The following is a 22,269-nucleotide window of genomic DNA, read 5'->3' as shown; positions in this document are numbered from 1 at the left end:
CAGTAGGCTGGGCACATGTGGCAGTCCGAGGTGCGGGTCGATCTTGACGCGATCCGGGAGAACGTGACGCGGCTGCGGGCCGGCACCAGCGCCGAGTTGATGGCCGTGGTCAAGGCCGACGGCTACGGCCACGGCATGGTCCCGTCGGCCCGCGCCGCGCTCGACGCCGGCGCGGACTGGCTCGGCGTCTGCACCCTCGACGAGGCGCTGACGCTGCGCCGGGCCGGCCTCGACGCGCCCGTGTTGGCCTGGCTGCTCGCCCCCGGGCTGCCGCTGCACGAGGGCGTCGCGGCCGGGGTGGACCTGGCCGCCGCGAGCCTCACCCAGCTCGACGAGATGGTCGAGGCGGGCCGGCTCGCCGACCGCCCCGCCCGGCTGCACCTGAAGATCGACACGGGGCTGGCCCGGGGCGGGGCCACCGTCGCCGACTGGCCGGCGCTGCTGGAGGCCGCCGCGAAGGCCCAGGCCGACGGCCTGGTCGAGGTGGTCGGCGTGTGGAGCCACTTCGTCTACGCGGACCTGCCCGGCCACCCGACGACCGACCGGCAGCTAGCGGTCTTCCACGAGGGGCTGGACATGGTCGAGCGGGCGGGGCTGCGCCCGCGCTACCGGCACCTGGCCAACTCCGCGGCCACCCTGACCCGCCCCGACACCCACTTCGACCTGGTCCGGCCCGGGATCGCGACCTACGGGCTCTCCCCGGTGGCCGGGGAGCGGTTCGGGCTGCGCCCCGCGATGACCGCCCGCGCCCGGGTCATGCTCGCCAAGCGGGTGCCCGCCGGCAGCGGCGTGTCCTACGGCCACACCTACCTCACCCACGCCGACGCCAACCTGGCCGTGGTGCCACTCGGCTACGCCGACGGGGTGCCCCGGCACGCCTCCAACACCGGCCCGGTGCAGCTCGCCGGCCGGCGGCGGACCGTCTCGGGCCGGGTCTGCATGGACCAGTTCGTCGTCGACTGCGGCGACGACCCGGTTGCGGCCGGCGACGTGGCGACCCTGTTCGGCCCCGGCACCGGCGGCGAGCCCACCGCCGACGACTGGGCCGAGGCGGTCGGCACGATCAACTACGAGATCGTCACCCGGTTCGGGGGGGTCCGGGTGCCCCGCGTCTACGACGGCGAGCGGCCGTGAGCGAGCGCAGGGGCTTCCGCATCCCCCGGCCGCGCACCGCCGCCGGCCGGGTGGCCGGGGTCGTCGGGGCGGCCGTCGGGGTGGCCGCCGCCGGTCTCGCGGCGGGCGTGGTGAGCGAGCGCGCCCTGATCCGCCGGCTCAAGGCGGATCCCGCCGACCCGTACGCCGACGAGGTCTTCGGCCAGCAGCGCTACGACGAGGCGTTCCGGCTGGAGCTGCCAGACGGCACCGACATCCACGTCGAGGTGGTGGAGCCGACCCGCCCCGTCCCCGGGCAGCCGACCGTGGTGCTGGTGCACGGCTTCTGCCTGGACATGGGCACCTTCCACTTCCAGCGCAAGATGCTCGCCGCGCGGGGCGAGCACCGCATCGTCGCGTACGACCAGCCTGGGCACGGCCGGTCGGGGCAGCTGGAGACCGGCGAGTACGACCTCGCGGCGCTCGGCCGCACGTTGCGCCGGGTCATCGACCGCACCGCCCCGGAGGGCCCGCTGGTGCTGGTCGGCCACTCGATGGGCGGCATGACCATCATGGCGTTCGCCGAGCTCTACCCGGAGCTGTTCGGCGACCGGGTGGTCGGCACGGTGCTGATGGCCACCTCGGGCGGGCTGCTGGCCGAGACGAAGCTCGTCGCCCCGGCCCTGCTCGGCCGGGTCGGCGCGCCGGTGCTCTACATGGTGAGCAACGCCACCCGCTACGGCGGGACGGCGATCGACGCGGCCCGCAAGTCGACGTCCAACGTGGCCTGGCTGCTCACCCGCAAGTACGGCTTCGGCACCCCGAAGCCCAGCCCGGCCCTGGTGTCGTACGTCGAGCTGATGAACTCCCGCACGTCCGCCGACACGGTCACCCGCTACCTGCGCACGTTGGCCACCCACTCCCGATACCCGGCGCTGGCCGCGCTGGCCGGCACCCCGGTGCTGGTGGTGGTCGGCGACAAGGACATGATCACCCCCGTGACCCACTCGGAGGAGATCGTCCGGCGGCTGCCGCACGCCGAATACCTCAAGATCCACGACAGCGGGCACGTGGTGATGCTGGAGCACGCCGACGAGGTCAACGGGGCTCTGACCCGCTTCCTGGAGGGGCTGTGAGCCGGGCCGACGCGGCCGGTGCCGCTGTGCGCGCGGCGCTGCCGACGGTTGCGGACACCCACGCGTTCGGCCGCCGGCTCGCCGGGGTGCTGCGCGCCGGCGACCTGCTGCTGCTCACCGGCCCGCTGGGTGCCGGCAAGACCGCGCTGACCCAGGGCATCGGCGCGGGCCTCGGCGTGCTCGGCGACATCACCTCGCCGACCTTCGTGATCGCCCGCGTGCACCGGCCCGATCCGGTGCGGGGCAGGGGTGTGGCGTTGGTGCACGCCGACGCATACCGGCTCGGGGACGCCGCCGACCCGCGCGCCGAGATCGACGACCTCGACTTGGACGCGTCGGTCGACGACTCGGTCACCGTCGTCGAGTGGGGCGAAGGGCTGGTCGAGCAGTTGGTCGACGCCCACCTGCGGGTCCGCATCGACCGACGCGACGACGACACCCGGCTGATCGAGCTGGAACCGGTCGGCGGCGACTGGGCCGCCCGGCTGGCCGCCCTCGCCTGACCGCCCGCCGCTGGCCGAGGCTTCCGCGCGTCGCTGGCCGAGGCTTCGGCGCGCTGTTGGCTGGGGCTTCCGTGCGCTGCTGGCCGAGGGCTTCGGCGTGCTGCTGGCTGAGGCTTCCGCGCGCTGTTGGCCGAGGCTTTCGTGCGCGCCGCTGGCCCGTACCGCGCAGGGTGTCGGACCGGGCTGGTAGGAAGGGGACCGACCGACTGCGAAAGGTTGCCGATGCCCCACGACGCCCCCACCCTCGACCTGCTCTCCCTGCTGCCCGAGGAGTGGCGCGCCCTGCTCACCCCGCACCTCGACCCGGCCCGCACCGCCGCGCTGGCCGAGTTCGTCGCCGGGGAATACTCCACCCAGACCGTCTTCCCGCCGGTCGAGGACCTGTTCTCCGCGTACCGGCTGTGCGGGCCGAGCCAGACCCGGGTGCTGATCCTCGGGCAGGACCCATACCACAAGGCGGGGCAGGCGCACGGGCTGAGCTTCAGCGTCCGCGAGGGGGTGTCCGTCCCGCCGTCGCTGCGCAACGTCTTCAAGGAGCTGACCGAGGACCTGGGGGTGCCGAAGCCGCGCAGCGGCAACCTCGACGGCTGGGCCGCGCAGGGGGTGCTGCTGCTCAACTCGGTGCTGACCGTCCGGCAGGCCACCCCCGGGTCGCACGCCAACAAGGGGTGGGAGGAGTTCACCGACGCGACGATCCGCGCCCTCGACGCCCTCGACCAGCGGGTCGTCTTCCTGCTCTGGGGCGGGTACGCCCGCAAGAAGGCGGCCCTGGTCACCAACCCGCAGCACGTGGTGCTGGAGGCCGGCCACCCGAGCCCGATGAACCCGCGCGGGTTCCTCGGCAGCCGCCCGTTCAGCGCGGCCAACAAGGCCCTCGCCGACGCGGGCCTGCCGACCATCGACTGGGAGCGTTCGGCCGGCTGAACCGTCCCCGTCCCCGTCCCCGTCGCTCGGCCGGAGCGGATCGCCCCGGCCGAGCCAGGATGCCCCGGCCGAATCAGGCCGCCTCGGCCGAGCGGATCGCCTAGTTGAGCGGGCTTCGTCGCCCGGTCATCACCGCACTTTCGGAGTGACCGGGCGATCACCGTCTGCTTTAGACTGTCGGCATCCGGGTATCCCGGCGGCTCCACGGATCGGAGGCGGCACGTGGCGGCTACGGCGACGGTCAACCCGCAGCAGTGGCGTGCGGCCCGGGACGCGCTGGCCGCGGCCACCGACCGGTTCGCCCGGCTCGTCGAGTCGGTCGACCGGCCGCAGACCATGGTGACCGCGCACTGGTCGGTCGCCGACACCGTCGTCCACCTCGTCTCGGTCGCCTGGTGGTATGCGACGAAGCTCGACCCGGAGCATCCGCCGCTGCCGATCCCCGGCCTGGACGCCCGGCTGCCGACGGTCACCGTGGACACCATCGAGGGCGTCAACGACCTGGTCCTGGCCCACCTGACGGAGCGCGATCCCGCGCCGCTGCTGGCGCAGTTCCGCGCCGACGTGGCGAAGATCCTCTCGATCGCCGCCGATCGAGACCCCGACGAGTTGTTGCCCTGGTTCGGCGACGCCCGTGCGCCCCTCGCCGGTCTCTTCGGTCACCTCGTCAACGAGCTGCTCGTGCACGGCTGGGACATCGCCCGCGCCACCGGCCGGCCGTGGGAGATGCCCGGCCGGGAGGCCGTGCTGTTCTTCGAGGTGTTCCTCGTCGGGGTGGTCCGCGCCGGCTACGGGCGGTTGCTCGACAACGACGAGCCGCCCCGGGAGCGCCCGATCACCGTCGAGTTCCGGTCGGCGTACTGCGCCGACGTCACCCTCGTCCTGCACCGGGGGCTGGTGTCGATCGCCGCGCCCGGCACCCGCCCGGACGTGCGGGTGCGGTTCGACCCGGCGGCGCTCAACCTGATGCTGTTCGGCCGGGTGGGCCGGATCCGCACGGCCCTGACCGGCGGCGTCTCGATCGGCGGCCGTCGCCCCTGGCTGCTGTTCCCCTTCCTCCGGGTCCTGCGCACCCCCAGCTGATCCCGCCCGCCTGTCGATCAAGAGGTTTGCGTCATCGTCGAGATCAACTGTGCCGCTTTCCTCTTGATCACCGAAGAGGGGGGCCGGAGAGGGATGCCTTGGGAGGGCACGGGCGTGGGGGTGCGGGAGGGGCGGCGGGTGGGCGGTTAGGGTTGCGTTCGTGCTCGTACTGGTGGTGGACTCCTCGACCCCTGCGGTGACCGCGGCGCTGGTGGAGGTCACGGCGGACGGCGTGACGCCGCGCGCCCAGCGGCGCACCGTCGACGCCCGCGCGCACGGCGAGCTGCTCGCACCACAGGTGCACGCCGTCCTCGCCGAGGTCGACGCCCGCCCGGCCGATCTGACCGCGATCGTCGCCGGCCTCGGCCCCGGCCCGTTCACCGGGCTGCGGGTGGGGCTGGTCACCGCCGCCACCATGGCCCAGGTGCTCGGCGTCGCGGCGTACGGCGTGTGCTCGCTGGACGGGATCGGCCACCCGGCGGCGGCCGGCGAGCCGGTCCTGGCGGCCGGCGACGCCCGTCGCCGGGAGGTCTACTGGGCGGTGTACGACGGCGCGGGCCAGCGGATCGCCGGCCCCGACGTCGACGCCCCGGCGGTCGCCGCGCAGCGCGCCCGCGACCTGGGCGTCACCTCCGCGGCCGGCGACGGCGCACACCGGTACGCCGACGTGCTCGGCCTGCCGCTGCGCGACGAGCCCCGCTATCCGGACCCGACCGCGCTGGCCCTGCTCGCGGCCGAGCGGATCCGGTCCGGCGCGCCAGGCGAGCCGCTCACCCCGCTGTACCTGCGCCGCCCCGACGCCGTGGCCGCCACCGCCCGCAAGCCGGTCCTGCCGTGAGCGGGCGGGACGCCGAGCGGGTGGGAGTGCCTGCCGTGAGCGGGCGGGACGCCGAGCGGGTGGGAGCGCCTGCCGCGCGCGGGCGGGAGGCCCGGCGGGTGGGAGCGCCTGCCGCGCGCGGGCGGGAGCGGCGGCCGTGAGCCGGCCGGAGCGGCCCGGCCCGGAGGCGATCCGGCTGGGCCGGTTCCGCTGGTGGCACGTCGACGACGTGCTCCCGATCGAGGCGGACCTGTTCGGCGCCGAGCGGTGGTCGCCGGCGATGTTCTGGAACGAGCTGGCCAACGGCCACTTCTACCTGGTCGCCACCCCGGCCGACGGGGATCGGGTGATCGGCTACGCCGGGCTCGCCGTGGCCGCGCCGGACGAGGCGTGGGTGCAGAACATCGCCGTCGCCCGGGACGCCCAGCGGCGCGGGGTGGGCCGGGCGCTGCTGGAGGCGCTGCTCGCCGAGGCCGCCCGCCGGGGCGTACGCAGCACGCTGCTGGAGGTGGCGGCGGACAACGGCCCCGCCCAGCGGCTCTACGCGACCTACGGCTTCGAGCCGATCGGCGTCCGCCGCGGCTACTACCAACCCAGCAACACCGACGCGCTGGTCATGCGGCGCGACCAGGACTGAGGAGCCATGGCCGACGCACCGCTCATCCTCGGCATCGAGACCTCCTGCGACGAGACCGGCATCGGCATCGTGCGCGGGCACACCCTGCTTGCGGACGCGCTGGCCTCCAGCGTCGCCGAGCACGCCCGGTTCGGCGGCGTGGTGCCCGAGGTGGCCAGCCGCGCGCACCTGGAGGCCATCGTGCCCACCATGGACCGGGCGCTGGCCGAGGCGGGGGTGACCATCGCCGACATCGACGCCATCGCGGTGACGTCCGGCCCGGGGCTGGCCGGCGCGCTGCTGGTCGGCGTGGCCGCCGCGAAGGGGTACGCGCTGGCCGCCGAGAAGCCGGTGTACGGGGTGAACCACCTCGCCGCGCACGTCGCCGTGGACACCCTGGAGCACGGGCCGCTGCCCGAGCCGGCGATCGCCCTGCTGGTCTCCGGCGGGCACTCGTCCCTGCTGCTCGTGGACGACCTGGCCCGGGGGGTGACCCCGCTCGGGGCGACCATCGACGACGCCGCCGGTGAGGCGTTCGACAAGGTGGCCCGGCTGCTCGGCCTGCCGTTCCCCGGCGGCCCGTACATCGACCGGGAGGCCGCCGCCGGCGACGCCGCAGCGATCGGCTTCCCCCGCGGCCTCACCGCCGCCAAGGATCTCGCCGCCCACCGGTACGACTTCTCCTTCTCCGGCCTGAAGACGGCCGTGGCCCGCTGGGTGGAGGCCCGGCAGCGGGCCGGCGAGCCGGTGCCGGTGGCCGACGTGGCGGCGTCGTTCCAGGAGGCGGTCTGCGACGTGCTCACCGCGAAGGCGCTGGCGGCGTGCCAGGCCCACGGGGTGGACACGCTGGTGATCGGCGGGGGAGTGGCGGCCAACTCGCGGCTGCGGGCGCTGGCCGAGCACCGGGCGGCGAAGCTCGGCATCCGGGTGCGGGTGCCCCGGCCGAAGCTGTGCACCGACAACGGGGCGATGGTGGCCGCGCTGGGCTCGCACCTGGTCGCGGCGGGCGTCGCGCCCAGCCGGCTCGACCTGCCGGCCGACTCGGCCCTGCCGTTGACCACGGTCAGCGTGTGACGGCCGGCCCGACCGGGGAGCGCCGCCGAGGGCCCGACACGAGCGAGGAGTGACGACGTGATCGTACGGATGTGGGAGGCGCGGGCGGAGCCCTACGGCTTCGCCGACCTGATCACCTGGGTCTGCGACACGGCTTTGCCGGAGGTCGAGCACGACCCGCTGCACGTGTCCAGCGAGGTGTTCAGCTCCACCGACCACCGGGTGGTGGTGATCTCGAAGTGGCGCAGCAGCCCCCGGCCGCTGCCCGACCCGCCCGCGACGCTGCTGGCCCGACCCCCGCACGCGTGGGACTTCACCGAGGTCGACCGCTGACGGCGCAAGGAAGGGCCCCCTGTTAACGCATTCTGTTGCACAGGGGGCCCTTCCTAACGGCCCTTCCCCACCGCGCCCACGTCAGCCGCGGCGCAGGATGCGGTACGTGGCGATGCCGCCGGTGCCGAGCGCGGCGATGAAGACCAGCCACACCACCGTCGTGCTGACGCCGAGCCGGCCGCCGCTGCCGACGTTCGCGGCTGCCGCCGCGACCAGCGAGTCGCTCTGCGCCGGCGGGAGGGCGGCGGGCGGAAGCTGCTCCCAGCGGACCAGGCCGGTGCTCTCCAGCATCGCCATGTGGTCGGAGACGAAGTCGTTGGCCTCGTCGGCGAGCTTGCGCACGGTCGCGTCCCGGGTGCTGGCGCGCACCGCGCCGATGACCGGGAAGATCTTGCCGTGCGCCACCCGGAGCCGGGTCACGAAGATCTGGTCGAACCGGCCGCCGCTGGACTCCTGCATCTCCTTGAGCCACCCCTTCTGCTCGGCGGTGGCGTCCGACGGCAGGGTCGCGCCGAGCTTGTTGGCGGCGTCCACGACGAGCTGGTCCAGCACCCCGTGCTGCCGGGAGATCTCCGCGCCGATCTCGCGTACCCGGGCCGACTGGCCCTTCTCGGCGGCCATCTCACCGGCCGGCATCTCCCACAGGCCGGCCAGCCGTACGCCGGCGAGCAGCGTCATGTCGGCGGCGTTGAGCTGGGCGTTGGCGGGTGCGGCGACGGCCACGCCGGGTAGCACCCCGAGCGCGGCGACGAAGGTGACCACCAGCGCCGCCATCCGGTGGGTCCGGTGCCCTGGCCGGCGACGTGCGGATCTGAGCGGTGCCATGGGTGCGGTGCCTCCTCGGTCCGGGCCGAACGCGTCCGTCCGGGCGGCCGGGTCCCCCGGGCCGCCCCTCCGGCCACTGGTACGGATCGCCGCCGCGATCAGTTCATCCGGATCCCGGAAGAGCGTCTCGCGAAACCAGGCGGGTGAATGAGGCGGGGAGACGAGACGGCGGGGGAGAGCAGCGGGAGCGGGTCAGCGGGCGACGGCCATCAGCAGGCCGAGCAGGAGCAGGGTGGCGACGGCGACCGCGAAGACGACGAGCAGGTCCCGGCGGCCGTGCGCGGGCGCGGCGGAAAGGACCGGGTCGGCCGGCAGGTCCCGGGTCACCGCGGCCAGCTCGCCGAGGGTCCGGGCGGCCCAGACGTCGGCGGCCCGTTCGGAGAACTCGTCCAGGGTGAGCCGGCCCGCCGAGGCGTGCCGTTGCAGGTCGGCGACCACCCGGTGCCGGTCGTCGTCGGAGGCGCGCAGCTCGACGTCCACGCCGGACAGCGTACGCAGCCGCGCCCGCCCGCGGCACACCCGCGCGGCGGGCGGTCAGGCCGCGTCGAGGGGGTCGGCGAGCAGCCGCTCGAACGCCAGCTCCGCCGCGCCGATCAGCGCCGCGTCGTCGCCGAGTTTCGGGGTACGCAGCCGCACGTGCTCCAGGCAGGCCGGCAGCCCGATCGAGTTGAGCCGGCTGCGCACCTGGGCCGCCGCGGCGAGGTAGAGGTCCCGCATCGTGCCGCCGAAGATGACCATCTCGGGGTTGAAGATGTTGACCAGGTTGGCCACGCCGAAGCCGAGCCAGTCGCCGGCCTGCCGTACCGCCGTCTGGGCCAGCGCGTCGCCCCGGTCGGCGGCCTCGAAGACGGCCAGCACCGCGTCGGGCCCCCGGGCGTCGGACCGGCCGGCGGCCCGCAGCATCCCGTGCTCGCCGATCTCGGTCTCCCAGCAGCCCCGGGAGCCGCACTCGCAGGGCTGGCCGTCCCGGACGACCACCATGTGGCCGACCTCGCCGCCGTACCCGCCGTGCCCGGTCAGCCGCCGGCCGCCGGCGATGATGCCGGCGCCGACGCCGACGTCCCCGTACAGGTAGATGACGTTGTCGCAGCCGGCGGCGACGCCCCGGGCGTGCTCGGCGAACGCCGCCACGTCGGCCACGTTGCCGACGGTGATCGGCACGTCGATGCCCAGCTCGGCGGCGAGCGCCGCGCCGATCGGCTCGTCCACCCAGCCGGTGGTCGGGCTGAGCCGGACCAGGCCGTCGTCGCGGCGGACCATGCCGCAGACCGCCACCCCGGCCCCGACGCAGACCGCGTCGGCCGGGACGGACTGGTGCATCTCCTTGACCGCGCCGGCCAGCAGCGGCGCGGCCTCCCCGGCCACCAGGTTGCGGGGCCGGTCGAACTCCCGGCGGTCGAGCACCGCGCCGCCCAGGCCGACCCGCGCGGCCCGCAGCCGGTCCACCTCCACGCTGTACGCGTACGCGTACACCCGTTCCGACTCGGGCCGGACGACCAGCGACGGTCGTCCGGCCCGGCCGGTCTCCTTCGGTGCCCCCTCGCTGACCAGCCCGGCGCCGGCCAGGTCGGCGGTCAGCGCGCCGATCGTGCTGCGGTTGAGCCCGAGCCTGGTGGTCAGCTCGGCGCGGGTCGTCGCGCCGTGGACGTGCACGTAGCGCAGCAGGGCACCGAGGTTCTGCCGACGGATCTCGTCCTGACTCGGTCCCACGCGCATCGTTACCGGTACTTCCGTGCGGTTGTCAACGGTTGCCGGTGGCGGCCGACCGGCGGCGGGACAGGGCGTCCACGCTCGCGGCGAGCAGCAGCACGACGCCGGTGACCACGTACTTGACCCCCGAGCTGTAGCCCATCAGACCCATGCCGTTGTCGATGACGGCGACCACCGCGCCGCCGAGCACGGCGTCGAGCACCCGGCCCTTGCCGCCGAAGAGGCTGGTGCCGCCGATCACCGCCGCGCCCACGGCGTAGAGCAGCACATTACTGCCACCCGTGTTGGGGTCCACCGAGTTGGCCCTGCTCGCCGCCACGATGCCGCCGATCGCGGCCATCGCCGAGCAGATGACGAAGACCGAGATGCGGATCCGGTCGACGTTGATGCCGGCGCGGCGGGCCGCCTCCTTGTTGCCGCCGACCGCGTAGACGTGCCGGCCGTAGCTCGTGCGCTGGAGCACGAACGTCCAGGCGATCAGCAGCAGCGCGATGATCGGCACCACGATCGGCACGCCCTTGAGCGAGGTGATCAGGACGTTGCGGCTGCGCTCCAGGTTGAGCACGTACACGGCGACGCCGAGGATGACCGCCAGCACGCCCACCCGGGCGAACACGACGGCCAGCGGGTCGGTGACGAGCCCCCGGGCGGACCGGTTGCGGTGCCGCATGAGCTGCGTCGCCGCGTAGCCGGCGACGGCGACGACGGCCAGCGCCCAGCCGATCGCGGGCGGCAGGTTGCGGTTGGCGATCGCCACCAGCGTCTCGTCGCGTACGGAGATGTTGGCGCCCTCCTTCATCAGCATCAGCACGATGCCCTGGAAGGCGAGGAAGCCGGCGAGGGTGACCACGAACGACGGGATGCCGACCTTCGCCACCAGGAAGCCCAGGACGGTGCCGATGAGCACGCCGGTGACGAGCGCGGCGAGCACCGCGACCCACCAGGGGTAGCCGAGCACGGTGACGACGTTGGCGAGGATCGCCGCGCAGACGCCGCTGGCGAAGCCGGCGGAGAGGTCGATCTCGCCGAGCAGCAGGACGAAGACGAGCCCCATCGCGATCAGCGTGACCGCCGCGCCCTGGGTGAACAGGTTGGCGAAGTTGCCGGCGGACAGGAACGACGGGCGCATGATCGCGAAGACCGTGCAGAGCACGATCAGGCCCAGCACGGCCGGCAGGGCGCCGATGTCGCCGCCGCGTACCCGGCGGAGGTAGCTGCTCAGGTGGCCGCCGACGGTGACGGGCGGGGTGACCGCCGCCGGCCCTTCCTTCTTCACGACGGTGGTGGTCATCGGAGGGCTCCCGGGGTCGTGCCGACGGACGCGCCGCCGGTGCCGTTGCCACCCGCCGGCTCGGCGGCGAGCCCGAGGGCGCCGGAACGCCCGGCGGTGATCAGCTCGACGACCTGCGAGTGGGTGATGTCGGTGGTCTTCACCTGGGCCACCATCTGGCCGAGGTAGAGCGCGGCGATCCGGTCGGAGACCGCGAAGACGTCGTTCATGTTGTGCGAGATGAGCACGACGGCGAGGCCGTTGTCGGCCAACCGGCGGACCAGCTCCAGCACCTGGGCGGTCTGCGCGACGCCCAGCGCGGCGGTCGGCTCGTCGAGGATGACCAGCCGGCTGTTCCACAGCACCGCCTTGGCGATGGCGACGGTCTGCCGTTGGCCGCCGGAGAGGCTGGAGACGTGCTGGCGCAGCGACTTGACCGTCCGGACGCTCAGCCCGGCGAGGGTCTCGGCGGCCATCTGCTCCATGGTCGGCTCGTCGAGGACGATGCCGGTGCGCTTCTCCCGGCCGAGGAACATGTTCTGCACGATGTCGAGGTTGTCGCAGAGCGCGAGGTCCTGGTAGACGACCTCGATGCCCAGGGCGGCGGCGTCGCGGGGGCTGTTGATGCTGACCGGGCGGCCCTCGAAGTGGAACTCGCCGGAGTCGATGGGGTAGATGCCGCTGATGCACTTCACCAGGGTCGACTTGCCGGCGCCGTTGTCGCCGACCAGCGCGGTGACCTCGCCGGCGTGGGCGGTGAGGGCCACGTCGCGCAGCACCTGGACGGGACCGAAGCTCTTGTCGATCCCTCGTAGTTCCAGCAGGGGGGTTGCGGACACAAGGGTCTCCTAACGCGCGGAGGGGAGATCGCGGAGCCCGTCCGGCGCGGGCCGCCGCCCGGCACGGGGTCACCGTGCCGGGCGGCGTCGCCTGGCGGGTACGACGGTCGCGTACGGGTCAGCTGATGCCGGCTTCGGTGCAGAGCTTGGCGTAGGCGGAGGTGCAGAGCTCCTCCTTGGTGACGAAGCCGTCGGCCACGACCTCCTTGACGTTGTCCTTGTAGATCGCCTTCGGCTCCAGCAGCACGGCCGGGACGTCCCGGTTGCCCTCGACGTCCCTGACGGTCTGCCCGGTGTCCTTCTTCTCGCCCTTGGCGACCGCGATGGCCAGCTCGGCGCCGGCGTCCGCCTCCTTCTTGACGGCCTTGTAGACGGTCATGCACTGGTCACCGGCGAGGATGTTCTGCAGGCCCTGCACGGTGGCGTCCTGCCCGGTCACCGGGACCTTGCCGTTGAGCTTGTTCTTCTTCAGCACGGAGATGGCGGCGTTGCCGAGGCCGTCGTTCGCGGCCAGCACGCCGTCGATCTTGCCGCCGGCCTTGGTGTACTGCTGCTCGAAGATCGTGGCGGCCTGCGTGCTGTCCCAGTCCGGCACCGAGTCGTCGGCGACCTTGGTGTACTCCTTCGAGTCGAACTTCGGCTTGAGCACCGAGTCGTACCCGCTCTTGAACAGGGTCGCGTTGTTGTCGGTCGGCGAGCCGTTGAGGTAGGCGATCGCCGGGTTCTTGACGCCCTTGTCGGTCAGGCACTTGGCCAGGCCCTCGCCCTGGAGCTTGCCGACGGCCTCGTTGTCGAAGCTGACGTAGTACTGCGCGGACCCGCCCAGCGTGAGCCGGTCGTAGTCGATCGTGGCGACGCCCTGCGACTTGGCCTTGTCGAGCACGGCCTTGCCGGTGCCCGAGTCCAGGTTGACGATCATCAGGGTGGTCACCCCGTTGGTGATCATCTGGTCGGCGATGGTCTGGAACGCGGTCTTGTCGCCCTGCGCGTTCTGGATGTCGTACTCGACGTTCGCGGCCTTGAACGCGGCCTCGAGGAACTTGCGGTCCGCGCCCTCCCAGCGGGCGGAGGACTTGCTGTCCGGCAGGATCACGCCGATCTTCGGCTTCTTGGCGGAGGATCCGGCCTGGTCGCCGCCGTCGGAGTTCTCGCCGCAGGCGGCCATGCTGCCGGCGGCCAGCAGGCCCACGGCGGCGAAGGTGAGGAAGCCCTTGCGCATCTGCACGGGTCCTTTCGGGGGTGGGGGAGTGGGAGTGGAGCGGTGTTTTGTTGTGTCCGGCAACGTATTGCGCTCCGCGCTACCGGCACAAGACCGTCGAGGTCAGAAGTTTGTTGGCGGCGGTAACAATTCAGCAACGTGATCGACACTCTGCTCTAACCGCCCCGGATGCGGGCAGACCGAAGGACCGCGCCCCGGCGCGGTGATCGGGGGAGGCCCGGGTCAGGCGGCGGCGATGGGGGCGGTGGTGGCGTCGGTGAGGGCGACCAGGTCGGCCGGGGCGAGCTGGAGCTGGAGACCGCGCCGGCCCGCCGAGACGTACACCGTGTCGTGGGCCAGCGCGGAGGCGTCCAGCACCGTGGGCAGGCGCTTGCGTTGGCCGAGCGGGCTGATCCCGCCGCGCACGTACCCGGTGGCCCGCTCCGCGACCGCGCGGTCGGCCATCGTCGCCCGCTTGCCGCCGAGCGCGGCGGCGAGCGCCTTGAGGTCCAGCTCGCCGGTCACCGGCACCACCGCCACCGCGAGCGCGCCGTCGACCTCGGTGACGAGGGACTTGAACACCCGCTCCGGCGGCACGCCCAGGGCCGCCGCGACGAGCGCGCCGTAGTGGGGCGCGTCCGGCGACACGTCGTACGGGTGGGTGCTGTGCGGGACCTTCCGCTTCGTCAGCAGCGCCGTCGCCGGAGTCCCCTGTCCCGCCATGCCGACAAGCTAGCCGGCCGCGGCCCGCCGATCCAGCGGATACGCCACCGGGCGGCAGACCAGCACCGTCGGCGCGCCGGCCACCCGGGTCAGCACCAGGCTCGCCGCCTCCGGGCCGGCCAGCCGCAGGTCGCGCCGCAGCCGCTCCGGCTCCAGCGCCGAGCCGCGCTTGAGGATCTCGACCCGGCCCACCCCGCGCTCCCGCAGCAGGGCGCGCAGCCGCTTCAGCGAGAACGGCAGCACGTCGGTGACCTCCAGGCAGCGGGCGAACGGCGTCGCGGCGGGTGCGTCGGCGTACAGGTAGGCGATGGTCGGGTCGGCGAGCGTGGCGTCCAGCTCGGCGGCCAGCTCCGCGACGAGGTGCGCGCGGACGACGGCCGGGTCGGGGTCGTGGACGTACCGCCGGACGGGACCGACGGCGGCCTCGTCCGTGCCGGACCCGGTGAGCTGGTGGCAGGCGGGGTGGGTGTGATTGCAGGGGGCCCCTCCTATACAAAAAGCGTTAACAGGGGGCCCTTCCTTCACCACAGTCGCGCGGCGGGGGACCTCGGCGAGGCCGCCGCACCACAGGGCCGCCTCGACCAGGTCGCCGCCGACGCTGACCCACTCCGCCTCCGCGCCCGCCGGGATCAGCGCGTGGTCGAGCCCCGGGGCCACCTTCACCACCGTGTGCGGCACCCGCTCGGCCAGCGCCGTGACGAAGTCCCACGGCGGCGAGTAGGCGTTCGGGTCGAAGATCCGCCGGCCCGTGCCGGCCCTGCGCCGCGCCGGGTCGCAGAACGCCGCGTCGACGGAGGACACGTCGAACGCCGTCGCGTCGCCGCACTCCACCGTGAACTCCTCGGCCAGCCCGGCTGCCTCGGCGTTCGCGGCGGCCATCGCGGCGGTCACCGGGTCGGCCTCCACCCCGTACACCCGGATGCCGGCGCGGGCGGCGGCGAGCGCGTCGGCCCCGAGGCCGCAGCCCAGGTCGGCCAGGGTGCGCACCCCGGCGGCGCGCAGCCGGTCGGCCCGCCGGGCCGCGACCACCCCCCGGGTCGCCTGCTCCAGGCCCGCGCGGGTGAGGAACATGCCGGCCGCCGCCGGCCCGAACTTGCCGACGGCCCGGCGGCGCAGCTCGGCCTGGGTCAGCGCGGCGGCGGCCAGCCCGGCGGGCACCCCGGCCGAGCGGAGCGCAGCCGCCGCGGCCAGCGGGTCGCCGCCGGCCACCTCGGTCGCCGCGGCGAGCGCGGCCGACCCCTCGGGGGTACGCAGGGCGGCGAGCTGGTCGAGATCCACGCGCCCATTGTCGGGCCACGGCGGCGGCCGACCCACGGCGGTGGTGGTGTCGGCGGCTGGCGGGGTCCGGGGCCTGGTGGCGGCGGCGTGTCGCGGTGACGGGCGGCGGAACTGTGGCGACACGACGGGCGACGCGTTGGCACTCTCCTTGACGGAGTGCTAGCCACGGCCTAACCTGCGATTAGCACTCTCCCATCGAGGGTGCCAGCTTCCGGGCCCCGCGCCCGGGGGTGACGCCAGGCGGACCGGCACCCGCGACGACGGCCCCGCCCGGTGGCATGTGGCAGATTGACGCTGGTCGGCCCCGCCGTCCGGCAACGAAACCAGTACCCCAGGAGGGTATGCCCGTGACTACCGCGACCAAGGTTGCGATCAAGCCGCTCGAGGACCGCATCGTGGTCCAGGCGAACGAGGCTGAGACCACCACGGCGTCGGGCATCGTGATCCCCGACACCGCCAAGGAGAAGCCGCAGGAGGGCACCGTCCTCGCTGTCGGCCCGGGCCGGATCGACGACAAGGGCAACCGCGTGCCGATCGACGTCAAGGTCGGCGACACCGTCCTCTACTCGAAGTACGGCGGCACCGAGGTCAAGTACGCCGGCGAGGAGTACCTGGTGCTCTCCGCCCGCGACGTCCTCGCGGTCATCGAGAAGTAAGCAACCGATCCGCGTCACTGCCCCGGTCCGGCTCGCCGGGCCGGGGCAGTGACGCTTCGAAGGGATACAGATGGCGAAGATCCTGAGCTTCTCGGACGACGCCCGGCACCTGCTGGAGCACGGTGTCAACGCCCTCGCGGACGCGGTCAAGGTCACTCTCGGCCCGCGCGGGCGCAACGTCGTCCTGGACAAGAAATTCGGTGCGCCCACGATCACCAACGACGGCGTGACCATCGCCAAGGAGATCGAGCTCACCAACCCGTACGAGAACCTCGGCGCGCAGTTGGTCAAGGAGGTGGCGACCAAGACCAACGACGTCGCCGGCGACGGGACCACCACCGCGACAGTGCTGGCCCAGGCCATGGTCCGCGAGGGCCTGCGCAACGTGGCCGCCGGCGCCAACCCGTCCGGCCTCAAGCGCGGCATCGACGCGGCGGCGACGAAGGTCTCCGAGGCCCTGCTCGACCGGGCCGTCGAGGTCGCCGACAAGGAGTCGATCGCGCACGTCGCGACGATCTCCGCGCAGGACGCCACCATCGGCGCCCTGATCGCCGAGGCGATGGAGCGGGTCGGCCGCGACGGCGTCATCACCGTCGAGGAGGGCTCGGCGCTCACCACCGAGCTCAACGTGACCGAGGGCCTCCAGTTCGACAAGGGCTTCATCTCCCCCAACTTCGTCACCGACGTGGAGGGGCAGGAGTCGGTCCTGGAGGACCCGTACATCCTGATCACCACGCAGAAGATCTCGGGGATCGAGGAGCTGCTGCCGCTGCTGGAGAAGGTCCTCCAGAACAACAAGCCGCTGCTGATCGTCGCCGAGGACGTCGAGGGCCAGGCGCTGTCCACGCTCATGGTCAACTCGGTCCGCAAGACCCTGAAGGTCTGCGCGGTCAAGGCCCCCGGCTTCGGCGACCGCCGCAAGGCGATGCTCCAGGACATGGCGATCCTCACCGGCTCCGAGCTGGTCGCCCCGGAGCTGGGCTACAAGCTGGACCAGGTCGGCCTGGAGGTGCTCGGCACCGCCCGGCGCGTCGTGGTCGACAAGGAGACCACGACCATCGTCGACGGCGGTGGCCGGGCCAGCGAGGTCGCCGACCGGGTCGCCCAGATCCGCAAGGAGATCGAGGCCTCGGACTCCGACTGGGACCGGGAGAAGCTGGCCGAGCGGCTGGCGAAGCTCTCCGGCGGCGTCGCGGTCATCAAGGTGGGCGCGGCGACCGAGGTCGAGATGAAGGAGCGCAAGCACCGCATCGAGGACGCCATCGCCGCGACCAAGGCCGCCGTCGAGGAGGGCACGGTCCCGGGTGGCGGCGCCGCCCTGACGCAGGTCCTGTCGGTGCTCGACGACGACCTCGGCTTCACCGGTGACGAGAAGACCGGCGTCTCGATCGTGCGCAAGGCGCTGGTCGAGCCGCTGCGCTGGATCGCCCAGAACGCCGGCCACGACGGCTACGTGGTGGTGCAGAAGGTCGCCGGCAGCCAGTGGGGCCACGGCCTCGACGCCGCCGTCGGCGACTACGTCGACCTGGCCGCGTCCGGCATCATCGACCCGGTGAAGGTGACCCGCAACGCCGTCGTCAACGCCGCCTCGATCGCCGGCCTGCTGCTCACCACCGAGAGCCTGGTGGTGGAGAAGCCGGAGAAGGCGGAGCCGGCCGCCGCCGGTGGCCACGGCCACTCGCACGGCCACGGCCACCAGCACGGCCCCGGTTTCTGATCCACCCGGTTCCGACCCAGCCGCACCACAGTCAAGGCACGCCGGCTCCCCACGGCGTGCCTTGACGCGTATCCGCCCCGCGTTCGCCCGGGGCTGGTTGCTTACGGAACGCTGACGTGCCTGTCGCTTCCCCGGCCCCGTCGGAAACACTGGGCGGATGGGCACCATCTCGCGCGGGTACGCCGCGCTGGCCGGGATCACCGCCGCCGCCGTGGCGATCGGCGCCGCCGAACCGGTGGCGGTGCTGACCGGCCCCCGGTCGGCCCCACTGGTCGCGGTCGGCGGGCTGGTCGTCGACACCGTCCCCGAACCGGTCAAGCAGTTCGGCATCGCCGTCTTCGGCACGTACGACAAGGTCGCCCTGCTGGTCGGGACGGCGCTGCTGCTGGCCGGCTTCGCGGCGCTGCTCGGCATCCTCGCCGCGCGCCGGCTGTGGGTCGGCCTGGCGGGCATCGGGGCGTTCGCGGCGCTCGGGGTGGCCGCCGCGCTGACCCGGGCCGGCGCGGACGCCACCGACGCGCTGCCGGCGCTGGCCGGGGCGGCCCTCGGCGCGCTGACGCTGTGGCTCCTGCTGGCCGGCCCCCTGCACCCCGACCCCTGGCCGTGGACCCCACCCGCTGAGAAGGAAGGGCCCCCTGTTAACACCCCCCTGTTAACAAGGGGCCCTTCCTTGCACCCGGAGGGGCGTCGGCGGTTCCTCACCGGCGTCGGCGCGCTGGCCGGCGCGGCCGTCGTGACCGGGCTGGGCGGGCACTGGCTGGCCGGGCGGCGCGGGGTGGCGGAGGCCCGGCAGGCGGTCGCCCTGCCCGCGCCGGCCTCGCCCGCGCCGGCGGTGCCGGCCGGGGCGGACCTCTCCCTCACCCAGCTCGCCCCCTACGTCAGCCCGACGTCCGGGTTCTACCGCATCGACACCGCCCTGGTGGTGCCGCAGGTCGACCCGGACACCTGGCGGCTGCGCATCCACGGCCGGGTGCGCAACCCGATCGAGCTGAGCTTCGCCGACCTGCTGGCCCGCCCCATGGTCGAGCGGTACGTCACCCTGGCCTGCGTGTCGAACGAGGTCGGCGGGGACCTGATCGGCAACGCCCGCTGGCTGGGCGTGCCCATCCGGGAACTGCTCGACGAGGCGCAGCCGGAGGAGGGCGCGGACCAGGTCGTCGGGCGCTCGGTCGACGGCTGGACCTGCGGCACGCCGACGGCGGTGCTGCGCGACGGCCGGGACGCCCTGCTCGCGGTGGGCATGAACGGCGAGCCGCTGCCGGTCGAGCACGGCTTTCCCGTACGCATGGTGGTGCCGGGCCTCTACGGCTACGTGTCGGCCTGCAAGTGGGTGACCGAACTGGAGCTGACCAGCTTCGCCGACTTCGACGCGTACTGGGTGCCCCGGGGCTGGTCGGCACAGGGGCCGATCAAGACCCAGTCGCGGATCGACACGCCCCGTCCCCGCAACCGGCTCACCGCCGGCCCGGTCATGGTCGCCGGGGTGGCCTGGGCGCAGCACCGGGGCATCCGCCGGGTCGAGGTACGCGCCGACGACGGCCCGTGGCGGGAGGCGACGCTGGCCCCGACGGTGTCAGTGGACACCTGGGTGCAGTGGTCCTGGCAGTGGGCGGCCACCCCCGGCGAGCACACCCTCCAGGTGCGGGCCACCGACGCCGACGGCGAGACGCAGACCGAGCGCCGGCAGCGCGTCGACCCGGATGGCGCGACCGGCTGGCACACCGTCCGGGTCACCGTGCGCTGACCGCCGGGGCGGCCGGCACTCCGGCGGCCGGCGGTCCCAGCGGCCGGCGTCGCACCACCAGACGTCGTCCGGCGGCGTGGCGGCGGCCGTCAGGCGACGCTGCGCTGCGCCGGCACGGTGGACTTGTGCGGACGGCCCAGGCGGGCCTCCAGACGGGCCACGTCGACCCGTGCCTGCCGCCGGTCGGCCAGGTCCTCCCAGCCCACGGCGAGCAGCCGCAGCCGCTCCGCCTCGCTGAAGCCGCCCCACACCCCGTAGGGCTCGCGGACGGCGAGGGCGTGCGCGGCGCACTCGGCGCGTACGGGGCAGGCCCGGCAGACCGCCTTGGCGCCGGACTCCCGGCGCAGCCGGGAGGAGCCGCGTTCGCCGTCCGGGTGGAAGAACTGGGCGCTGTCGCGGCCCCGGCAGGCACCGAGCCGCTGCCAGTCCCAGAGGTCGACGATGGGTCCGGGCAGCCTGCGTACGTTCGACATCAGCACCCCTCCTCCCGCGCGGCACCGCGGAGATCCTCAGTTGACCGGTGTCCGGGCGGCGGCCGCGCTGGCGCACCGTTTCCGGCTCGGGCTCCCCGATACCCCGCCCGGCTCCCGCTCACACGTCTGTGATCGAAAAGGTCGGACAACCTGACTGATATGCACTAACTGTCGGAAAAGTTCGAAGGATTGCCGGGAACGCCCACCCGACGCCACCTCCCCATGGTCTGCTCGGGGTCGGAGAGGAGACCACAGTGCGTACCGTCCTCGTGTGCGTTCGGACACCGCTCGCCGCGCAGCAACTGAACTCCGCGGCGGCGCGGCTCGGACTGTCCGCCGCCGTCCGTACCGCCGTCTCCGATCCCGAGGTGATGCTGCGCCTGGCGGAGGGCCCGGCGGACGTCGTGCTCGCCGACACGGCCCTCACCCGGCCGGACAGTGCCGGCTTCGTCCGGCGGGTGCTGGCCCGCGCCCCGCAGGCCGCAGTGCTGCTGCTCGGGGCGGAGGAGGCCGAGGCCGCCGCCGCGACCATCGGTGCCGGCGCGCGAGGGCTGATCCAGGGCACCGACCACGACCTGACCAGCGCGGTGGCGAAGGCGCTGCTGCTGCTCTCGGCCCCCGGCCGCGCCGCCCGCAGCCGGGTGACCGACCCCGCCCGCGACGCCGCCTCCGTCGGCGGGTCCGCCCGCCCCGCCCCGGCCGGCCGCCCTCCGGCCACGTCCGGCCCGGCCTGGCCGGCGGGCCCCGAGGAGCCGCCCGGCGGTACGCCGCCAGTGGTGCCGGTGCAGCGCGGCGACGACGAGGTGGAGGCGGGCGGCGAGGGGGAGACCCCGGCGGCGGCGGGCCAGCGCCCCGCCGCGACCAGGGCTGGCCGGAGCGCGGTCGGCCTGACGGAGCGGGAACTCCAGGTGCTGCTCGGCATGGCCGAGGGCAAGAGCAACGCCGAGATCGGCCGCGAGCTGTTCGTCTCGGAGGACACCGTCAAGACGCACGCCCGCCGGCTGTTCCGCAAGCTCGGCGCCCGGGACCGCGCGCACGCGGTGGCCGCCGGCTTCCGCGCCGGCCTGGTCACCTGACCCCCACCCCGCCGCGGCGATCTTGCACTCGCGGCCCCCGATCAGCCGGTTTCGTGGCTTATGCCCGGGCCGCAAGTGCAAGATCGTCGGGCTGTCCGGGCGGCCTTGCGGCCAGGCGGGGCCTGGTCGGTTGGGGCGGTGGGGCGGGCGTGCTGGTCGGCCGGGCGATCGAGGCCACTGGGCGGCGCTGTCCGTTGTCGTTCATGCGCCCCGGCCGGTAACGCCGCGTGATTTGCCTGCCTGGCAGCACCATCCCGGCTGCTCCCTTTGCTCTGCACCCAGATACGCAACGTCTCACGCTGGGTATCCGGCCATGGTGGGTGCGTGCCGTGCGGCGATGCCCGTATTGCCAGCTCAGGGCTGGTGATGCGTGGGTGGGTGCAGAGCAAAGGGAAGGGGCGATGTGTGGGGGAGTCTGGCGGACCTTGCGCAGAGTCAGGCCGCGGGCTGCGGTGGGCCGCCCTAGCGATCGTGACGGGCTGTGGTCGGTGGGATCGCGGCTCCAGAAGCGTGGCGGCTCCAGAGGCGTGGCGGCTCCAGGGGGCGGCGGCCTCCGGGGGGCGGCGGCCTCAGGGGGTGGCGGCTGAGGGTGCTTGAGCAAGCCCGGCACCCGAGTCGGGTGGGACCCTAGGGGGTCGGGTCGTCGTCGGTGCCCTCGGTGAGGGTGTCGTGCACGCCGTCGGCGTATCCCCGGGCGTAGTCCCAGGTGACGTAGTGGTCCGGGTCCGGGTCGTAGGCCGGCTCGTGCACGCGGGGGCGGCCGGAGCTGAGCAGGTGGCGCAGGTTGCCCCGCAGCAGGTCCCAGTCGAAGTAGTGCGGCTCGCGGCAGTCCTCGCACTCGATGACCAGCCCTCGCACGCCGACGGGGGCCAGCAGGGCCTGGTAGATCTCCAGGTCGGCCAGGTCCTCCAGCACGTCCTGCCGCTCGACCTCGGTCAGCGGGTCGAGCGTGTCGTCGTCCGCCGGGTCGTGCAGCTCCGCCGCCGGATCGGCCGGGTCGCCGTTGAACGGGTCGATGGGCTCGTCGTGCACCCCCTCACCGTAGACCCCACGCCCGCCGGACGCCCGCCCCCGTCCGGCCGGTCACCCCGCGTCGGCCTCGGCGGGGGTGAGCGTCACGCAGCGTCGTCCACTGGCCCGGCTCCGGCGGGGCCGGCCTGGGCCGATGGGTACGATGACAGTGACGCGTCCTCACCCGGCGCG

The 22,269-nt window shown here is 73.9% G+C and carries 23 protein-coding genes; 13 read left to right on the top strand and 10 right to left on the bottom strand.

Annotated elements, in window-relative coordinates; all coding sequences use genetic code 11:
• Positions 1–15 precede the first annotated feature (15 nt).
• The 9 genes from alr (at position 16) to ACFYWL_RS00900 (ending at position 7,557) form a co-directional block, all read left to right on the top strand.
• Positions 16–1,134: an alanine racemase gene (gene alr, locus ACFYWL_RS00940; protein WP_386965595.1), complete on the top strand. Its 1,119-nt coding sequence runs from the start codon at positions 16–18 to the stop codon at positions 1,132–1,134.
• On the top strand, positions 1,131–2,228 hold the full coding sequence (locus ACFYWL_RS00935; RefSeq protein WP_386965592.1) for an alpha/beta fold hydrolase: 1,098 nt from the start codon (positions 1,131–1,133) through the stop codon (positions 2,226–2,228). The genes alr and ACFYWL_RS00935 overlap by 4 nt, the downstream gene beginning before the upstream one ends.
• Complete coding sequence (gene tsaE, locus ACFYWL_RS00930) at positions 2,225–2,731, top strand: tRNA (adenosine(37)-N6)-threonylcarbamoyltransferase complex ATPase subunit type 1 TsaE (protein ID WP_386965589.1); 507 nt, start codon at positions 2,225–2,227, stop codon at positions 2,729–2,731. Before ACFYWL_RS00935 ends, tsaE begins: the two co-directional genes overlap by 4 nt.
• A 222-nt stretch (positions 2,732–2,953) precedes the next feature.
• Entirely contained in the window at positions 2,954–3,655 is a 702-nt protein-coding gene (locus tag ACFYWL_RS00925) for a uracil-DNA glycosylase (protein ID WP_386965587.1), read from the top strand.
• A gap of 222 nt (positions 3,656–3,877) precedes the next feature.
• Positions 3,878–4,738, top strand: coding sequence for a maleylpyruvate isomerase family mycothiol-dependent enzyme (locus ACFYWL_RS00920; protein WP_386965584.1), 861 nt, complete (start codon positions 3,878–3,880; stop codon positions 4,736–4,738).
• 160 nt (positions 4,739–4,898) lie between these two features.
• Positions 4,899–5,576, top strand: coding sequence for a tRNA (adenosine(37)-N6)-threonylcarbamoyltransferase complex dimerization subunit type 1 TsaB (gene tsaB, locus ACFYWL_RS00915; protein WP_386965582.1), 678 nt, complete (start codon positions 4,899–4,901; stop codon positions 5,574–5,576).
• Between the two features lie 169 nt (positions 5,577–5,745).
• Positions 5,746–6,192: a ribosomal protein S18-alanine N-acetyltransferase gene (rimI, locus tag ACFYWL_RS00910; RefSeq protein WP_386966687.1), complete on the top strand. Its 447-nt coding sequence runs from the start codon at positions 5,746–5,748 to the stop codon at positions 6,190–6,192.
• A 6-nt stretch (positions 6,193–6,198) separates the two neighbouring features.
• Positions 6,199–7,245, top strand: a complete 1,047-nt coding sequence (gene tsaD / locus ACFYWL_RS00905; protein WP_386965579.1) for a tRNA (adenosine(37)-N6)-threonylcarbamoyltransferase complex transferase subunit TsaD — start codon at positions 6,199–6,201, stop codon at positions 7,243–7,245.
• Positions 7,246–7,302: 57 nt separating this feature from the next.
• On the top strand, positions 7,303–7,557 hold the full coding sequence (locus ACFYWL_RS00900) for a hypothetical protein (RefSeq protein ID WP_043965635.1): 255 nt from the start codon (positions 7,303–7,305) through the stop codon (positions 7,555–7,557).
• A gap of 81 nt (positions 7,558–7,638) precedes the next feature.
• Here ACFYWL_RS00900 and ACFYWL_RS00895 read toward each other — a convergent pair whose 3' ends face one another.
• From ACFYWL_RS00895 to ACFYWL_RS00860, 8 genes are all read right to left on the bottom strand, one after another.
• Entirely contained in the window at positions 7,639–8,382 is a 744-nt protein-coding gene (locus ACFYWL_RS00895; RefSeq protein WP_386965576.1) for a DUF4142 domain-containing protein, read from the bottom strand.
• 192 nt (positions 8,383–8,574) lie between these two features.
• Entirely contained in the window at positions 8,575–8,862 is a 288-nt protein-coding gene (locus tag ACFYWL_RS00890) for a DUF1707 domain-containing protein (RefSeq protein ID WP_386965573.1), read from the bottom strand.
• A 54-nt stretch (positions 8,863–8,916) separates the two neighbouring features.
• Positions 8,917–10,098, bottom strand: coding sequence for an ROK family protein (locus ACFYWL_RS00885; RefSeq protein WP_386965571.1), 1,182 nt, complete (start codon positions 10,096–10,098; stop codon positions 8,917–8,919).
• A gap of 25 nt (positions 10,099–10,123) precedes the next feature.
• Positions 10,124–11,383 (bottom strand): sugar ABC transporter permease, encoded by a 1,260-nt coding sequence (locus ACFYWL_RS00880; protein WP_386965568.1) that lies wholly within the window; start codon positions 11,381–11,383, stop codon positions 10,124–10,126.
• Complete coding sequence (locus ACFYWL_RS00875) at positions 11,380–12,201, bottom strand: ATP-binding cassette domain-containing protein (RefSeq protein WP_386965565.1); 822 nt, start codon at positions 12,199–12,201, stop codon at positions 11,380–11,382. The genes ACFYWL_RS00880 and ACFYWL_RS00875 overlap by 4 nt, the downstream gene beginning before the upstream one ends.
• A gap of 118 nt (positions 12,202–12,319) precedes the next feature.
• Positions 12,320–13,420 carry a sugar ABC transporter substrate-binding protein gene (locus ACFYWL_RS00870; protein ID WP_386965562.1) on the bottom strand — a complete coding sequence of 367 codons (1,101 nt, stop codon included), beginning with the start codon at positions 13,418–13,420 and terminating at the stop codon, positions 12,320–12,322.
• A 222-nt stretch (positions 13,421–13,642) separates the two neighbouring features.
• Positions 13,643–14,122, bottom strand: a complete 480-nt coding sequence (ybaK, locus tag ACFYWL_RS00865; RefSeq protein WP_386965559.1) for a Cys-tRNA(Pro) deacylase — start codon at positions 14,120–14,122, stop codon at positions 13,643–13,645.
• Positions 14,123–14,131: 9 nt separating this feature from the next.
• Positions 14,132–15,400 (bottom strand): methyltransferase domain-containing protein, encoded by a 1,269-nt coding sequence (locus ACFYWL_RS00860; RefSeq protein ID WP_386965556.1) that lies wholly within the window; start codon positions 15,398–15,400, stop codon positions 14,132–14,134.
• A 341-nt stretch (positions 15,401–15,741) separates the two neighbouring features.
• Between ACFYWL_RS00860 and groES the strand changes: the two genes are divergently transcribed.
• The 3 genes from groES to ACFYWL_RS00845 all read left to right on the top strand — a co-directional run bounded on the left by groES (position 15,742) and on the right by ACFYWL_RS00845 (position 19,517).
• Complete coding sequence (groES, locus tag ACFYWL_RS00855; protein ID WP_018222648.1) at positions 15,742–16,056, top strand: co-chaperone GroES; 315 nt, start codon at positions 15,742–15,744, stop codon at positions 16,054–16,056.
• A gap of 70 nt (positions 16,057–16,126) precedes the next feature.
• The gene (groL, locus tag ACFYWL_RS00850) at positions 16,127–17,773 is read left to right on the top strand and encodes a chaperonin GroEL (protein WP_386965553.1); all 1,647 of its coding nucleotides are present in this window, start codon (positions 16,127–16,129) and stop codon (positions 17,771–17,773) included.
• A 157-nt stretch (positions 17,774–17,930) separates the two neighbouring features.
• Entirely contained in the window at positions 17,931–19,517 is a 1,587-nt protein-coding gene (locus ACFYWL_RS00845; protein ID WP_386965550.1) for a molybdopterin-dependent oxidoreductase, read from the top strand.
• A gap of 89 nt (positions 19,518–19,606) precedes the next feature.
• Here the strand turns inward: ACFYWL_RS00845 and ACFYWL_RS00840 are convergent, their stop codons facing one another.
• Positions 19,607–19,990, bottom strand: a complete 384-nt coding sequence (locus tag ACFYWL_RS00840; RefSeq protein WP_386965547.1) for a WhiB family transcriptional regulator — start codon at positions 19,988–19,990, stop codon at positions 19,607–19,609.
• A 254-nt stretch (positions 19,991–20,244) separates the two neighbouring features.
• Between ACFYWL_RS00840 and ACFYWL_RS00835 the strand changes: the two genes are divergently transcribed.
• Positions 20,245–21,066, top strand: a complete 822-nt coding sequence (locus tag ACFYWL_RS00835; RefSeq protein ID WP_386965544.1) for a response regulator transcription factor — start codon at positions 20,245–20,247, stop codon at positions 21,064–21,066.
• A gap of 627 nt (positions 21,067–21,693) precedes the next feature.
• On the opposite strand, the gene ACFYWL_RS00830 is transcribed toward ACFYWL_RS00835, so the two are convergent.
• Positions 21,694–22,098, bottom strand: a complete 405-nt coding sequence (locus tag ACFYWL_RS00830; RefSeq protein ID WP_043965658.1) for a DUF5319 domain-containing protein — start codon at positions 22,096–22,098, stop codon at positions 21,694–21,696.
• Positions 22,099–22,269: the final 171 nt, after the last annotated feature.

It is taken from the genome of Micromonospora sp. NPDC002575 (assembly GCF_042889525.1).
GTDB lineage: Bacteria > Actinomycetota > Actinomycetes > Mycobacteriales > Micromonosporaceae > Micromonospora > Micromonospora carbonacea.
This window is presented reverse-complemented; position numbering and strand designations above follow the sequence as displayed.